Origin of the sequence: Neisseria mucosa (genome assembly GCF_013267835.1) — a bacterium.
In the GTDB taxonomy this organism is placed as follows: Bacteria; Pseudomonadota; Gammaproteobacteria; order Burkholderiales; family Neisseriaceae; genus Neisseria.
The window spans coordinates 771,178-786,697 of the sequence record NZ_CP053939.1 but is presented as its reverse complement, the minus strand read 5'-3'; the positions used below and the strand labels follow the sequence as shown (position 1 = coordinate 786,697).

Genomic DNA, 15,520 nt, shown 5'->3' with positions numbered 1-15,520 from the left:
TTCGAAAGTAAGGTAACAAAATCTCAGATGATCTTTAGCATCATTACTGTGGGAGAGAACAACCTTCGGGCATAATAATTTCACAATCATCCAATCCGCCCTTTTTGCAGTTTTGCAAAGCTATTTGCTCAGCTGTTCCTGGATGGCCTGCACCGGTAACTACAACGAATTTATTTTTAATTTTTCCTACTGCTGATGCAACACAACCATTCTGTACCCATACAATTACTTTGCATGGGGTATTCTTGCTTCCACGTTGACAACGCTGAATTGCAGCCTGTTGAGCTTCAGCCTTAGAATTATGATTCAGAGACCCCGCAATATGACCAACCTTTGAACTATATGCTAAAGCGCCAAATTTTGGGGGTCTATGAACATAAATGTGTTCAATTGTTTGTTGTGACTGCTTATGTGCCTGAGAACAATTAGGATTGTAACCATATTGGCATAGCGTTGGATCATTTTGTAATGCACCTTTGGTTACATCATATGTAGGATTTGTTGCCAAAGCTGTATTTACCAATCCTATTGCAAATATAAAATATAAGTATTTCATCAGTAAGATCCTTTGTCCGATTTTGTTTTGCCTATTGAGGTTCTTGAGTCTGACTAGCACCAAATTTAGACTGACCAATAGGTTTAACAGTATTAGAACCAAAGCCTTGGTTAGCGTTTCCATATCCTCCTGTAGTATAACTCGATATAGGTTGCTGATACTGATCCTGGTAATAATTCATAGGCTTATCAATATTTGAAATTTGTTGTCTACTTGCTCCGCCATCCAAATGTGGCGGAACTTCTTGGCGATTTCCATTGCCAATGACTGAGTAGGCGCTGAAACCAGCCATCATGCCGTTAAACCAGGCACCTGCCATAGGCGGTACTGTGATCAGCAGGGTAGAGAGCATCAGACCCAGGCCCAGCTGCTGGGTCACGGTCTGCATAATACCGCCGACGTTTCCGCCGGTCAGTGCCGCGGCAATATTGGATACGGCATCGGTAATGGCGATATTGCCTACCAGATCCATAGAGATTTCCGCCATGACGCCAAGCATCACGCTGGAAAAGATGGTTGCCAGTCCATAGTATAGCCATTTTTGAAACAGGGGTGCTGTTTTTTTGAACAGAAGGCATAAAATAAAGATGGGGCGCAAAGCCGATAAAGAGAGTCATGCGATGAAAACTTCTTTGTAAAAGAAAAGGCCGTCTGAATATCAGACAGCCTTTATTTAATGAGCAAAAATTACTTGATGATTGAATCAATAAAATCATCAAAACCAGAACGATCCTGAGCAGGGCATTTTTTTAGGAAATTGCGCCGTGCGGTAATCGTATCGTGTCCATGTTTATGCTTGATAGAGTGGAATTTTCTTAAAGCAGATTGGCACTCAGATGGTTGAGATGCCGGATTGACCAAGCACATAAGCGCCTCGCAAGCCAAACGCTCATCTCCGCCCATTTGCGGAGGATTGAGGGGATTGGCAGCCATAGCGGCAATTGAGGAGAAGCCCATTATTAAGGCAGTAATTGTTGAAATGAATTTCATAATTTACTCTGTTATTTAATGAAATTTGAAAGGGAAGTGGTTGAAATTTTAGACGGCCTTTGCCTATTAAAATCTAGGTAATGAACAACCTTCGTTGGCAATGATAGAACATTGAGAGCTACCAGAAGTTTGACATTTCCTTAAGGCATCAGCCTCTGCAAGACCAGGACCTTTTATACTGGGAAAAGCAATCCATTTTTTACCAGACTTACCTTGGGCAACAGCAATACAACTATTTTTTGCCCATGCCACTACTTTGCATGGCGCGTTACGTCCGCCTCGTTCACACGTCTTAATAGCCTGTGCTTTAGCCGCTTCAAGTGATTCCATATCAATTGCACCACCTGAAACACCAGTTTTTGCATTAGCAGCCCATGCCCCGTATCTTGAAGGAACATCAATATTAATAATTTCCGTAGGTCGTCTTTGTTGGTGTCGGCCAGATGAGCCACAGTTTGGATTGTATCCGTATTGGCATAAACTAGGATCATTTTGCAATGCTCCTCTAGTAGCATCATAAGTGGGATTTGCAACACAAATATTCAGGCAGGTTAATCCTAATGATATAAAAAGTAGCTGTTTCATTTAAGCATCCAATCTTATTTGTTCAAGTTTTTGCCTTTAAATATAGAAATACTAGATTGATGTATTTCCTTTGCCAGGTTGACTTGGGGATTTCATGGCATCAGTCGCTGTCCCTCCAGATTTTGTACCACCTGTTGTCCATATAGAAGGATCATAGTGAGCGTTTGAATACAGATTGGTAGAATTTCCGGAATTATTTGGTATATTATAATTTACCCGTTGACTTGCACCACCATCCAAATGCGGCGGAACTTCTTGGCGATTTCCGTTACCAATAACAGAATAGGCGCTGAAACCAGCCATCATGCCATTAAACCAGGCACCTGCCATAGGCGGTACGGTAATCAGCAGGGTAGAGAGCATCAAACCCAGGCCCAGCTGCTGGGTCACGGTCTGCATAATACCGCCGACATTTCCGCCGGTCAGTGCCGCGGCAATATTGGATACGGCATCGGTAATGGCGATATTGCCTACCAGATCCATAGAGATTTCCGCCATGACGCCAAGCATCACGCTGGAAAAGATGGTTGCCAGTCCATAGTATAGCCATTTTTGAAACAGGGGTGCTGTTTTTTTGAACAGAAGGCATAAAATAAAGATGGGCGCAAAGCCGATAAAGAGAGCCATGGCGATGCGGAACATGATCAGCATGGTGCCTGCTACGATGGCAGGCCCTGCGGTACCGACGCCGACAAACCATCTTGCCTGTGTCACTTTCCCTTCGAGATATTCGCTGTCGGCGGTATCGATACCGTCAAGTATGCCCATCATACTTTGGGTTGCCGTCAGGTTTTGGTCGATTCGGCAGCCAATGATGGATTTGCTGTCTTGTGTCAGACACTTACTGCCGACATCACTGTCGCCGGTCATGATTTGGGAAATGCCGTCTGAAAGGGTATCGGTCAGAACCCGTACGCTGAAATCGCCGCCGGCCGCCACACCCAGTGCAACGGCTACAATGAGGTAGGTCTTGCCGAGACCGTACACAAAGCCTTTCAGGCCTTCCTGACTTCTGCCGGTTGCAATCAGATAACCTTGGATCATTATCCATAAAGTCAATAAGGCGACGATAATGGTAAAAGCAAGCGTTAGGTTTTTAGACAATACATGTTCAGTAAAAAAGCTTATTCGTGCATAGATATAGTCACGAATACTGGAATAAAGGAGAAGATCCATCATGATGATGTTTTCCTGTTAAATAGTTTGGGTAAAAATAACATTAAAATTAGCGGAGTTTATAGCCAGTGCTGATGGCTCTTTTTTCTTTCGCCTCTTCGCGGATTTGTTTTACCTTTTTTTCTAAAAGGATCGAAGCTGCCGCTTTTGTCAGGCTGCTGTTGTTCGAGCCTGAGAGCTGGTCTTTGGTCAGATTTACCCTTGCCCATTTGTATTGATCAAGCATTTGGTCGATAGATTTTATTGCCGATTGGTAATTTGTCAGTTTGATTTCCAACTGCTGCAATTTTGCGATGACTTCGGCTTCTGCAGAGGCTGCTGAATTACTTTTTCCTTGGGCATTGGAATTTTGTTTTTTAATCGAAGTGGCATTTATCTCCGAAAAAGTTTGGTTAATTTCTGTTTCCATTTTTCGTAGAAGCGTAAATTTTTGCTCTTCAAGAGTTACTGTGCCACTACATAAATTTCTTGATGTTTGATTAGCAATTCTATTACAGCGATCCTTACGGTTTTGGAACATTTTTTTGATTGCGTTTTCTTCTTTTTTATCGAGTAGAGCTTTCAATTCTGGAATCTGTTCCATTTGACCGCGTACCCAATGTTGCAACTGGGTACGCCAGTTTTGCAGCTGCTCTGCCCAGTGAGATAGTGTCATGGCGCGGTCTGCCGCATCCATCGCCCAGTTGATAGCATCTTGCATCATTTTGGCCCCATCAACAACAGGCAATACATATGAATTAGCTATCGGCATGGAAGTAAGCATTGTCGCCCCCACCAAAACTGAGGCGATTATCCGTTTTATTTTAGTTTTCATTACTATTCAATCTTTCTTCAAATTGGTTAATTTTAAAATATTTAAATTTTCAGTCTTAGGGTTGCCTGAAGACATACTGTCTTTAGATAACCCTATCTCATTTTTAGTCAAATCGGTTTAATCTGCATTACGCATCATATTAGTAGCCGACTTCTTGCCGGAACCTTTACGCTCATCGTAGAAGGTCTGTAACCAATCCTCCGGTCTTACCGCATCGATGCCGACACCAAGACGTTCGGCCGTTTTCTTGATGATGCCGTCCATGATGTCGATGTTGTCGGTACTGGCGGAGATAACTGCCAATTCATCGTCAAATCCGCGTAGGTTGAGCTGGCATACTGCGGAAGCATGACCCTGTTTGACCAAGAAGCAGCGGCTGCGCTCGTCCAGGCTTTTAATCACTTGGAACTCTGAGTCGGTCAGCTTCAGTCCATCGATGTAGTCTTTTTTATCTGCATTCGGATTTGGCAGCAGTATCATAGTAGCTGTCTGCTCAATCAGTGCGGCGGAAATATCGCTTTTGAGGGCGTCTTCCGGTGACTGGGTAGCGAAGATACCCATACCGTTTTGCTTACGGATGGTTTTTTGTTTGTTTTTGGCAAACTCTTTCAAACCGCCTTCGCCATCAAGGATTTTCCAGAATTCGTCCATGATGTAGATGAAGCGACGGCCATCGATAAGCTCTTCCATTCGATGGATAAGGTAGCCGATGACTGGATCGCGTACCTGAGGGTTTTCAATCACATCGGTGTAGTCGAAGCCGATAATATTGGCTCCGCTGAAGTCGATTTTATCCTGAGGGTTATCAAACACCCAGCCAAGGCTGTTTCCACGAGTCCATTTGCGAATATTGGCATAGAGGGAATCATCACCAGTATTGGGTAGCGATTTTTGGAAGTTGGAAATACTGCGCAGCGCTGGTGGGGTATCAAGCATGGCTCGCACGGCGCGCAGGATGTCGTCGTCTTCTGCTGCTGAATAGTGTGCTTTGCCACCCAGTTGCTTCATAAGGCCACAGAGGAATTGGACATTTGCCTCTGTATTTTCGCATTGGAAAGGGTTAAAGCCGGTAGGTTGGCCGCTTTCCAGTGCCATATAGGCACCGCCGCAGGCTCTAACAAAAATTTCAGCACCACGGTCTTTGTCGAAGAAAAAGATTGTGGGTTTGGGATCGTATTTTTGTACCTGACTGAGGAGGAAGTTGATAAGGGCTGTTTTACCTGTACCGGACTTACCAATAACCATAGTATTGGCAATGGCTTTTTCTCCTTCAGAATCTTCGCCTTCGAGGGTTGCATGGAAGTTGAAGTAGTAGGGCTGGCCATTGGTCGTCTGAAGAACGGTAACGCATTGCCCCCATGGGTTGCCCTCACGTTTACCGGTGGCAAAATTGTGTAGTGGGCAGAGACCCAAGAAATTTAACGATGAGAGATTGGCGATGCGGGTGCGGTAGTTCCAGTTACCCGGAAGCTGGGCATAATATGCGGCGCAGACGGCCAAGTCCTCTTTTGTTGTTACAAAACCTGCATTGGAAAGCTCTGCTCGGGCGGCGGCAATGTTTTGGGAAAGCTGCTCTTGGCTGTCGGCATAGATAGCAAGACTGAAGTGGTAGCCGCCAAGAACGAAATTGCCGGATGCGAGTTGGTCCATTGCATGATCAAGTTCTGCAATTTGGGTAAAGGATTTATCGCCGGAAGAGATCATCATGCCACGGGTACGCTCAAGGGTTTTCATGGCGTCGTATCGGCTCATGGGGCTGAAACTATGAGTGATAACGTATTCGACATCCAAATATTTGAGCCCGTTAAGCACGCCGGGATAGGTACCGTCAGGGTATTCTTTAAGGTTGAGTATGGCACCGTAGTGATTTTTACCTTCAGGGGTACGGACGATATAGTCGCCGGTTTTGGCAGAGAAAAGATGTCTGCTAAGAGGTAAGTAGTTGTAAACAGGAGCAGGCAGTACGGGAACCGGCTCGTTAACACGGTTAAGGATGTAACCGAAAAGTTCGAGTGTTTCTGAGAATACAGTACCGTTTTTGCCTTCGTACATACCGAGTCGGTAGGGATGGTAGTCTTTGAGGACGGCTTCAAGGTTGGTTGCTAATTCATTTAGCGTACCGATAGCTTGCTCCTGTTCGGCCTTCAGACGATCGATATTGCCTGATTTATCAACAAACTTTTTGCCGTCAACAACGGGACGGTAAATCATGGTCAAGTAAAGCTCGTTATTCATGAGCTTTTCTTTAGAAAGTCGGGAAAAATAGCGGTCGGAGAGGCTTTGATTGAAAGACTCTTGGAATTTTGGGCGCAAATCGATGCCGCGGTGGCGGCGAATGTCATGTACCCAGAAGGCAACATTGACATAGTCCGGAGCGCGTAAGGATTGGAGTAAACGATTAAATGTGTTGTGTTTGTGTTCGAGCTCCCATTCTTCTCGACCCACAAAAGGAAGGCCGGATAGATGCCATGTTGTCAGATAGTCCCCACCAGTGGTTTTGACAATGGTTGGGGAAACATGGGTAGAGAGGGATACGAATTGACTGATTGATGCGTCAGGAGTAAACATTTTATTTGTTTTTTTGTGTTGAAATCGTCCGACAGACAAAGATGTCTGTCGGATGTTTTGTTGTCATTGTTTGGGAGGATTGTTACGGTATTCATTAGGCGAGAAGCACCATGTATCAGGAAACTCCTCTCGGTTTCTGGCTTTAAGTCTAAATTTCAGACGTAAACCGAGAAAACGAAAAATCATATCATCCCGCTTGGCCATCTGCCTCATAATCAGGATGATGAAGGGAATAGTCAATAAAAAAAACATATTGAAGTACATTCCCATCAACAATCCTGAGCCGGCTCCTATAAAGAAAGGTATATAGGGTACACCAAGAAAGGTTGCCGGACGCGTACATCCTCGAAAAACGATGTTTTTCTGCATGGTGTTAATTAGGCAAAAAATTGCAATACTTGGAACATTGCTGATGTTGTACCGGCAGAGCAAGAGTCTGCATTGCCAACCAGCATTTTTGCGATTTGGCCGGCCGCACCAATCAGTACGCCACCAATTAAAATAGGAGCGACGTCAGAAATGCGTTTGTGTGCAAAAGCAATTTGGTAACCGGCAAAGATAATGGCGATGGTTACAACTGCAACGGACATTAAGTTCAATACGGTATGGATGTTTTTAATGAATTTACAGGCACCACCAGAAGCTGAAGTAAAATCATCGGCTGCCATACCTACAGTCGGTGCTAAAAATGCTGCAGCAACAAATGCTGCTGTGGCAACGTTTTCAGCGGTAAAGCGGGATTTTTTTTGAATCTGAGTGTTTTTCATTTGAAATTTCCTATGTTTATTACAGGTTGATGTGGAAAAAAACTATCTAAAAGACTGCTGCGCTATCTTTATAAGTATTGCTTTTCGCTTGTGCAGTATTATTATCTTGCAAGGAATGTTGGTTTTTAGAGACAGCGGCCGAGTATGGTTGTGGATTGGCGGTAACTGTCAAATTTGGGCGGTTAGCTTGTTGTGCTGGCATTTGGCCCATAGGGCGAGGGGTATTCACAGTATTGCTGATGACTGGAATGGCATTTTGTGGGATTGCTCTCCCTTTCCTCATGGATGAAAAAATTTTTTGCACATAGCCATGCTTATAACCGGTTACAAAGTTACCGGAATAATAACAGCTGAAAGATTTACCCCAGTCTTTTGCACGATTGTAGCATTCTCGCAATATGTGCGAGCCTGCCTTGACGTTTGGGCACACTTGGAATGCATGCTCGTAGGAATGCAATCCATATTTTTTTAAATTGTATCGGTTAACTTGAGCTAATCCTAAGGAGAAGTTAAATCCCTTTTGTTCCAACATTTTAGCAGTGGCGACTGCTTCAGCCAAATTTTTAGGCTGTCTTTGTAAGCGTCCGCCTACAACACCTATAGCATATGGGTTGCCTGAGGATTCAACTCTCACGACATGATGCATAATATCATGCGGAACAGCTAAGTCGGCGCAGGAAAAAAACATGATGTTGAGATGAAAATATGAATTTGTATTGACGTGAAATTTAGCACAGATTAAAATAATTAACAAGATTTTAACCAATAAAAATAACCAAACATGAATTGTCTTTTCTTCATTTTTAATTAAGACGCTTTGGTTGTAACTTAAGTTGTTTTATAAGGTGCTATGTATGTTTCTTTTAAGAACGCTGTTGCTGTCTGCTAGTGTGGGCGCGCTAATGGCAGGTTGTGCAAATCAGTCTGCTCCAGATTTCCCAAGTTCATGGAAGCCATTAAATGAACTACCTGATCAGGTAACTGAGATTCCTCTTGTCAAACCTCATGTTTATCAAGTAACACAACTTGATACAACTGTAAAAGGTTTGTTGGAGCGTTGGGGAGAAGAGGCAAAGATGCCTGTTGTTTATGACCATACGCTTGATTTTACTTTGTATAAGAAAGTATCAACAATACGAAATACCGAACTTGATAATGCCTTGAGTGAATTATCTAAACTTTATGAAGATAAAGGGATGGTTTTCTATGTTCAAAATGGTGTCATTATGGCGCATAAGAAAATGGATGTTGCTGTGAAAAACAGTGGAAAGAAAAAACATGAGAGATCAGCAAAAGCTGATGTAAAAACTCAAGATTAAAATGGAAATATATGTTCAAATCAAGTAAAAATACTACTGATGGCAATATCCAAAAGGCTGTAAAAAGATCTTTGGATTTTGAAACGACCTTGGTCGATATCCGCAAAAAAAGTGAGAAAAGGGCATGGATTGTTGCCGGTATTTCTACCTTCTCTTCTTTGTGTCTGCTTGGCGGATTATTTTATATTTTGCCGCTGAAAGAAAAAGAACCTTATCTTGTTATGGCTGATGTCTATACGGGACAAGCTACTGTTGCTAAGCTAGCCGGTGATTGGAATAATTTAGATATTACTAAAAATGAAGCAGTAAATAAGAGTAATATTTCTCACTTTATTATTGCTAGAGAATCTTTTGATAGTCAGATTATTTATGATAATGACTGGGCTACAGTTTATTCTATGTCGGTTGCTGGGGTATCTGACAGCTACCGCAATCTGATGAATAAAAGTAATCCGAATAGCCCATTTAATCTTTATGGATCTGCTCAGTCAATTCGCGTTAAGATTTTGAGTATCGTCCTTAATAATAGTGGAAAGGCTGATGGTCGCGATGCCAGTGCAACAGTAAGATTCCAAAGATTTTTGTTAAATAAGAGTACTGGCATATCAAGATTTATAGATAGCAATGTTGCTACTCTGACTTATACTTATAATAGCAATTTGAAGATGGATGAAAAGTATAGGTTAAAAAATCCTCTAGGATTCCAGGTATTATCTTATCGTGTTGATCCTGATGCTAGTGAATCGCCTATTCAAGATTTATCTTCGGATTATCTTTCTGCAGGAACACCATCTGAAAACCAGACTCAGCAACAAATACAAAGTGTACCCCAGCCCCAGTTAGAAGCTCCTACATCTGTAGATAATGATGTTCCTAATGCTTCTCCTATATCTGTTGAAAGTGGAAATCAATAATGTTAAGAAAAATGTTTTTAGCAACAGCAGCATCATGTTTGTTGCAAGGAAGCGTCTATGCTGCAGCTATTCAAGAGTATACGTTTCAAGAAAATACAACTTATCCCGTTCATACGGCACAAGGCGTAGTCACACAAATTGAACTTGATTCTCGTGAAAAGGTTAAAGATTTTGGTGCAGGCCTAAGTGGTGGATGGGATTTGGTACGTAGAGAAAATGTATTTTATCTGCGTCCAAAGGCTGATGCAGTTGATACTAATCTTATTGTTCGTACTCAGGCTCACCAATATATTTTTGAGCTTAAGGTTTTGAAGAATGTTGTTGGCAATTTGTCAGAAGCTTCAGACAAAGGGGTAAATTATCAAGTTAAATTCAGATATCCCGATTCTACGGATTTCAGTCTTCGTGCTAGTACTTTGGCTGGTTATAGCCTGAAATATGATTCTTCTAAAATCTATAATACTAATTATGATGTGGCTGCAAATGAAAAATCTCGTTGGCTAGTTCCTTTAAAAGTCTATGATGATGGCAGATTTACCTATATCTACTTGAATAAGGGCAAGTTCACAGGTGATTTTCCTGCTGTTTATGGCAGAAAATCAGAGAAAGGAGCTGAGTTTGTTTTAAACAGTAATGTTGAAGGTAATGTAGTTATTGTCCATGGGACTTATCCATTCTTAGTTTTGAGACATGGAAATGATGTAGTTGGATTAAAAAGGAATTAAGAATGTCTGATAAGCTAAATAATGAACATCACAAAGATAGTGAATCATCACAAAATTTATATTCAAGCCAATACGAACAAGAACAATTGGCGGGACTTGAGGAGAATGCTCCTCAACTAAATGCTCCTGTTGACCGTACAGTCAACAAAAAAGCTATTGCGTTTATTGTAGCTGCAGGTTTTGGGTTAGCTGGACTAGGGGCATTTGCCTATCATCAATTTAGTGGTTCTGATGAAGCTCCCCCTCCAGAACGTCCTCAGGTAGTTACTGTACCAGATTTACCTGCTCCAGATCCTCAAGTTACGGAACCCCCTTCAATTGATTTAGCAGAAGACAAAAAGCCCGAATTAGAAACGGATAATACATCGAATACAAAAACAATAGAAGTAACTACTCCACCAGTAGTGGAGACCTTGCCACCTATAACTCCATCAACTCCAACAACTCCAACAACTCCAACAACTCCTAATGTTCCTATACAGCCGATTATTCCAGCAGGAGATATGTATGCTAATATGAATTCTGCATTTGTTCAGGACGGGGAGGCTGCTCAAAAAGAGTCGGGAGTAAGTACAGCTCAGGCTAATGCTGTCCGTTATATGCATAATAGGGATAAGTTGCTTCAACAAGGGACTTATTTGCGTTGTGTATTAGAAACTAAAATTATTTCTGAGGTAAAAGGATTTACATCTTGTATCATTACTGAACCTGTATATTCTGCAAGTGGAAAATATCTCTTATTGCCGAAAGGTTCAAAAGTAATGGGGCAATATGGCTCCAGTAACCCTACTGGCCCACGGATGGAGGTCATTTGGAATCGAGTTATAACACCCGATGGTATCGATGTAACACTGGAATCTCCTGGAGTAGATAATCTTGGTGCAGCAGGTCATGTCGGTAAATTTAAGTCTCACTGGGGATCACGTTTGGCATCGGCTTTATTGATTAGTATGATTTCAGATGCTTTTAAATATGCTGCTACTGAATATGGTCCACAAGGACAAACGGTTTCAACCATGACATCAACTACTACTAACCCTTATGAAAGTGAGACAGCCAATACATTGAAACAACAGGCTATCAATCAGCTTGAACGAAATAATGCTCGTCCTAATACAGTAACAATAAATCAAGGTACTTTGATTAATATTTATACTGCCCAGGATATTGATTTCAGTTCGGTAATGCAGTAACCATAAAAGGCCGTCTATTTTTTCAGACGGCCTAATTTTTAGGCCTTATAATAAGGAGGAATTATGGATAAAAGCTGTCGATAACTCTCTATGATTAAATGAGAATCTAAGAGTTTGTATAGAGAAGATAGCATAAGAATTCGCTCGGTGTTCTTAAGAATAGTCTTTCTTAAATGCAAGATACTAAAAACTATCTGAAAATTTACATCTCAAATAAAAATTCAAAATAATTCAATTATTTAACTTGTAGGTATTATAATGACTCTAAAAAACAAATCTATTATCACGGTATTTCTATTATTAATCTCTTTGTTACTGGGTTGTTATCTATCAGGTTTTATCCTACTGCAATGGTTAGGCTTAGATAAAACCCCTTTGCTGCTCACAACATGGTTTAAATACTATAATACATTAGATATTCCTCAAGTTGCCAAATACTCGTTACAGATTAAAACTTCAGGAATTATTGGATTTGGTTTAACCTTTTTGATTGGTCTGATTGGTTTAATTCCCATTTGGCGTACTGCCTCACAAAGTCTTCATGGAGAGGCACGATTTGCCGGAATGGCTGATTTGTCAAAAGCTGGATTTTTTAAACAGACAGATACTTCAATTGTTGTTGGTAAATACAACGGTAAATTATTACATTACAATGGCCAGCAATTCGCCTTATTAGCGGCTCCAACTCGATCTGGTAAAGGTGTCGGCATCGTAATACCGAACCTGTTAAGCTATAAAGGATCGGTAGTAGTATTGGATATTAAACAGGAAAACTTCAACTTGACTAGTGGCTACCGTAAAGAGGTGCTAGGCCAGGAAGTATATCTATTTAATCCATTTGCTGAAGATGGTAGGACGCATCGTTGGAATCCGTTTACCTACGTTTCTTCCGATCCGGACCAACGAGTGTCAGACTTGATGTCGATAGCTGCAATGTTGTATCCGGATGGAGATAGTCGTGATAAGTTCTGGGTGGCGCAGGCAAGAAATGCATTTTTAGCATTTTCACTTTATTGTTTTGATGAGCATGAAGCAATGGCTGATTTTCCTGTGGAGGGCAAAGAAAATGAGCCAGCCTGTACATTGGGAAAAATATACCGCCTTTCATCAGGTAATGGAACAGAGCTCAAGGAGTATTTTACATCTTTATCGCAACAACCATATCTCAGCGAGGCTACAAAAACAGCTTTTTCTGGCTTAATTTCTCAAGAAAAAGAAACTTTCGGTTCTATCATGGGGACATTTAAAGAACCTTTAAATCCATGGATTAATCCCGTCATTGATTCCGCTACTTCAGCTGATGATTTTCTGTTAACTGACGTACGTAAAAAGAAAATGACCATCTATATCGGCATTCTTCCCAATAAACTTGCTGAATCAAGGGTCATTGTCAACCTATTTTTCTCTCAACTTATCAACCAGAATACGAAAGAGCTGCCTCAGGACAACCCAGATTTGAAACATCAATGTATGCTGCTGATGGATGAATTCACAAGTATTGGTAAAGTTGAAATTATTGCCCATTCCGTCAGCTATATGGCAGGTTACAACATTCGCCTATTTCCAATTATCCAATCAGTCGCCCAGCTGGATGCTGTTTATGGCAAAGAATATGCGCGTACTATTATCACTAACCATGCTTTACAAATCATCTATACCCCTAGAGAACAGCAGGATGCAAACGAATACTCCGAAATGCTGGGTTATACCACAGTGAAAAGAAAAAATGTCAGCCGTGGACGCGAACGTAGTGTATCGGAAAGCGAAGAACGTCGCGCACTGATGTTGCCGCAAGAGTTGAAGGCAATGAGCCAAGATAAGGAGATTATCCTTTATGAAGGTATGTCACATCCGGCGCAAGTGGGGAAAATCCGTTATTACCAAGATGGGACATTTACCAAACGATTGATGGGGTCAGTAAAGGTTGCCTCGTTAAAAGGAAAACGGTAATAGTAATGAAAGTTCGAGGCCGTCTGAAAATGAAATTTGCAAAATGACTAAAAAGGAATTTATATGAAGCTATTGGCAATTACAGCCATATTAACTGTATGTTTGATGACTTCCTGTACTCCTCAGATTAGCAATAAAAATATTAAGGATTCTTCTAAAATACCAAATATACAAAAGGAAACAACTATGGAACAGGTGCGCAATCGTTGCCGAAGTATGTTGCACAAAGTGGAAAATCGGGATGATCTAATTAAGCAGATGTATGATACAGCATTTAAGGATGACTGCCTGTATACAATGTATGCGCTAGAATTAGAAAATATTTGGAAAATTCCGGTTGTTGAAGGTTATGATAGTAATCAATTACATAGAAATCTCTCATCATCCATTGGTTTGTATGTAGCAATAAGACATGATTCTTTTCAAACAAGTTTCGTTATTTTACCAACTAAACAATACTACAAAGAAAAAATAAGTATTTTCCCTGAAAATAAATTTCCTGATTTTTTACCTAAACCTAATGAAAGAGAAATGCCTCCTAGATATGGGGACTATTACCCACGTCAGGAAAATGACCCAATTAAAGAATTAGTTAATTATTATTGGCGTGAAAATGGTCGAGAAATGGTTGCGGCAAACAATGGGTCCGGTGCTATTCATGCATTTACTTTTTACAGTAATACAGAAATGAGCCCTATGGGTTTTTGATAAAAAGGCTAATAAATCATGACTAAATTAAATGAAAAAGCAGAAGCTCAATTAAAAATATTAGGTTTCCATAATCAACGTTTTAATTCTACTATGTCTGAATTGGATAGAATAAAGGCTAATGATGAGTTAGTAAGGCAAATTAATCAATTTGGCAGTCAAGGTCATGGATTTTTTAGGATTGTAGATGGAAGTAAGGGGGCCTTTTATAATTCGAAAGATGGGAATATCTATTTAGAACAAGGTTCCAGACATATTACCGCTAGGACAATATCTCATGAAGTGGGCCATGCATTAGGTAAACATCAAGCTAAAGCAGCTAGTTACTACAATACTGCTAAGGCTTATGCTCAAGCACGAGGCTATGGAGAAGCTGAGGCAATCTTTAACGAAGCGCGTATGGTTGCTTACGAAGAAAGATATAATGGTAGAGCATATAGCACAGGAATTAGTGGTAATCTTTACCCATACATTAAAGGTAAGAGTTTTGGAGAGGTTAAAGATCTAATTGCTCGTCAGAATATGTATGGCATGTACCCAAGTAATGGAACTGGATCGATCAGAATGACTTATTATGAAACTGATATTGAATATTTCCTGAATACTCGTACCAATTTTTCCAAAGACTTTGAAGAAGCATTCTTAAGTCCCAATTTCAAACAATTATTTGTTAAGCATATGGCGAATTATGATACGTTTGGCAATAAGGGTAATAATAAAATTGTTGCTGATGGATCATATAGTCGTGATAGTTTATTGATAGGCAGATCTAAGACTTATTTAAAAAGTGGGGCATATATGTATGGAGATGCCGGAGATGATGTCTTAAAAGGTACTAATCAAAATGATATTTTATTAGGCGGCAGTGGTAATGATGTGTTGATTGGTGGTAATGGCAATGATATTTTAGTTGGTAATTCTGGAAGAGATAAATTATTTGGTGGTAAAGGATATGATAAATATCGTGCTGACAATTCAGATATTATCCGAGATTCAGACGGCAAGGGTGAAGTGTCATTAAATGGTTATATATTACAGGGTGGTGTACGCGATTTATCTAAGCCAGACCGTTTTGTTTACCGCAGTTCTAGAATGGTATATGAATGGGATAGAAATACAGGGACATTAGATGTAAATGGTCTCAAAATTGAAAATTTCAAAAATGGTGATTTAGGAATTCATTTAAAGAACAAAAAACAGGCCAATATAATGATGTTATTAGAGTACATTCTGCTACGGGAATAGATGGTATTAA

General features: G+C 40.6%; 17 protein-coding genes. 7 read left to right on the top strand and 10 right to left on the bottom strand.

What is annotated here, in order from left to right:
• Positions 1–43: 43 nt before the first annotated feature.
• From FOC66_RS03675 to FOC66_RS03630, 10 genes are all read right to left on the bottom strand, one after another.
• Positions 44–556, bottom strand: coding sequence for a DUF4189 domain-containing protein (locus FOC66_RS03675; RefSeq protein WP_036493664.1), 513 nt, complete (start codon positions 554–556; stop codon positions 44–46).
• A 31-nt stretch (positions 557–587) separates the two neighbouring features.
• Positions 588–1,154, bottom strand: a complete 567-nt coding sequence (locus FOC66_RS03670) for a type IV secretion system protein (protein ID WP_003746764.1) — start codon at positions 1,152–1,154, stop codon at positions 588–590.
• Positions 1,155–1,243: 89 nt separating this feature from the next.
• The gene (locus FOC66_RS03665; protein WP_036493662.1) at positions 1,244–1,546 is read right to left on the bottom strand and encodes a TrbM/KikA/MpfK family conjugal transfer protein; all 303 of its coding nucleotides are present in this window, start codon (positions 1,544–1,546) and stop codon (positions 1,244–1,246) included.
• A gap of 66 nt (positions 1,547–1,612) precedes the next feature.
• Entirely contained in the window at positions 1,613–2,131 is a 519-nt protein-coding gene (locus FOC66_RS03660; protein ID WP_081456500.1) for a DUF4189 domain-containing protein, read from the bottom strand.
• A 51-nt stretch (positions 2,132–2,182) separates the two neighbouring features.
• The gene (locus FOC66_RS03655; protein WP_003746760.1) at positions 2,183–3,310 is read right to left on the bottom strand and encodes a type IV secretion system protein; all 1,128 of its coding nucleotides are present in this window, start codon (positions 3,308–3,310) and stop codon (positions 2,183–2,185) included.
• Between the two features lie 46 nt (positions 3,311–3,356).
• Positions 3,357–4,121: a hypothetical protein gene (locus FOC66_RS03650; protein ID WP_231288076.1), complete on the bottom strand. Its 765-nt coding sequence runs from the start codon at positions 4,119–4,121 to the stop codon at positions 3,357–3,359.
• A 117-nt stretch (positions 4,122–4,238) separates the two neighbouring features.
• Positions 4,239–6,689 (bottom strand): VirB4 family type IV secretion/conjugal transfer ATPase, encoded by a 2,451-nt coding sequence (locus FOC66_RS03645; RefSeq protein WP_003746753.1) that lies wholly within the window; start codon positions 6,687–6,689, stop codon positions 4,239–4,241.
• 63 nt (positions 6,690–6,752) lie between these two features.
• Complete coding sequence (locus tag FOC66_RS03640) at positions 6,753–7,058, bottom strand: type IV secretion system protein VirB3 (protein ID WP_036490852.1); 306 nt, start codon at positions 7,056–7,058, stop codon at positions 6,753–6,755.
• 8 nt (positions 7,059–7,066) lie between these two features.
• On the bottom strand, positions 7,067–7,456 hold the full coding sequence (locus tag FOC66_RS03635) for a TrbC/VirB2 family protein (protein ID WP_003746751.1): 390 nt from the start codon (positions 7,454–7,456) through the stop codon (positions 7,067–7,069).
• A 46-nt stretch (positions 7,457–7,502) separates the two neighbouring features.
• The gene (locus tag FOC66_RS03630) at positions 7,503–8,210 is read right to left on the bottom strand and encodes a lytic transglycosylase domain-containing protein (RefSeq protein WP_254351940.1); all 708 of its coding nucleotides are present in this window, start codon (positions 8,208–8,210) and stop codon (positions 7,503–7,505) included.
• 100 nt (positions 8,211–8,310) lie between these two features.
• Here FOC66_RS03630 and FOC66_RS03625 point away from each other — a divergent pair, with 100 nt between their 5' ends.
• The 7 genes from FOC66_RS03625 (at position 8,311) to FOC66_RS03595 (ending at position 15,510) form a co-directional block, all read left to right on the top strand.
• Positions 8,311–8,775 (top strand): hypothetical protein, encoded by a 465-nt coding sequence (locus FOC66_RS03625; RefSeq protein ID WP_003746748.1) that lies wholly within the window; start codon positions 8,311–8,313, stop codon positions 8,773–8,775.
• A gap of 11 nt (positions 8,776–8,786) precedes the next feature.
• Positions 8,787–9,689, top strand: a complete 903-nt coding sequence (locus FOC66_RS03620) for a virB8 family protein (RefSeq protein ID WP_003746745.1) — start codon at positions 8,787–8,789, stop codon at positions 9,687–9,689.
• Entirely contained in the window at positions 9,689–10,414 is a 726-nt protein-coding gene (locus FOC66_RS03615) for a TrbG/VirB9 family P-type conjugative transfer protein (RefSeq protein ID WP_003746743.1), read from the top strand. Before FOC66_RS03620 ends, FOC66_RS03615 begins: the two co-directional genes overlap by 1 nt.
• Positions 10,415–10,416: 2 nt before the next feature.
• Positions 10,417–11,607 carry a TrbI/VirB10 family protein gene (locus FOC66_RS03610; protein WP_003746740.1) on the top strand — a complete coding sequence of 397 codons (1,191 nt, stop codon included), beginning with the start codon at positions 10,417–10,419 and terminating at the stop codon, positions 11,605–11,607.
• A gap of 258 nt (positions 11,608–11,865) precedes the next feature.
• Positions 11,866–13,557: a type IV secretory system conjugative DNA transfer family protein gene (locus FOC66_RS03605; RefSeq protein ID WP_003746738.1), complete on the top strand. Its 1,692-nt coding sequence runs from the start codon at positions 11,866–11,868 to the stop codon at positions 13,555–13,557.
• Between the two features lie 63 nt (positions 13,558–13,620).
• Positions 13,621–14,265 (top strand): hypothetical protein, encoded by a 645-nt coding sequence (locus FOC66_RS03600; RefSeq protein WP_036493657.1) that lies wholly within the window; start codon positions 13,621–13,623, stop codon positions 14,263–14,265.
• Positions 14,266–14,283: 18 nt separating this feature from the next.
• A complete protein-coding gene (locus tag FOC66_RS03595; RefSeq protein ID WP_003746735.1) occupies positions 14,284–15,510 on the top strand; it encodes a calcium-binding protein in 1,227 nt (408 codons plus the stop codon).
• The last annotated feature ends 10 nt before the right edge of the window (positions 15,511–15,520 follow it).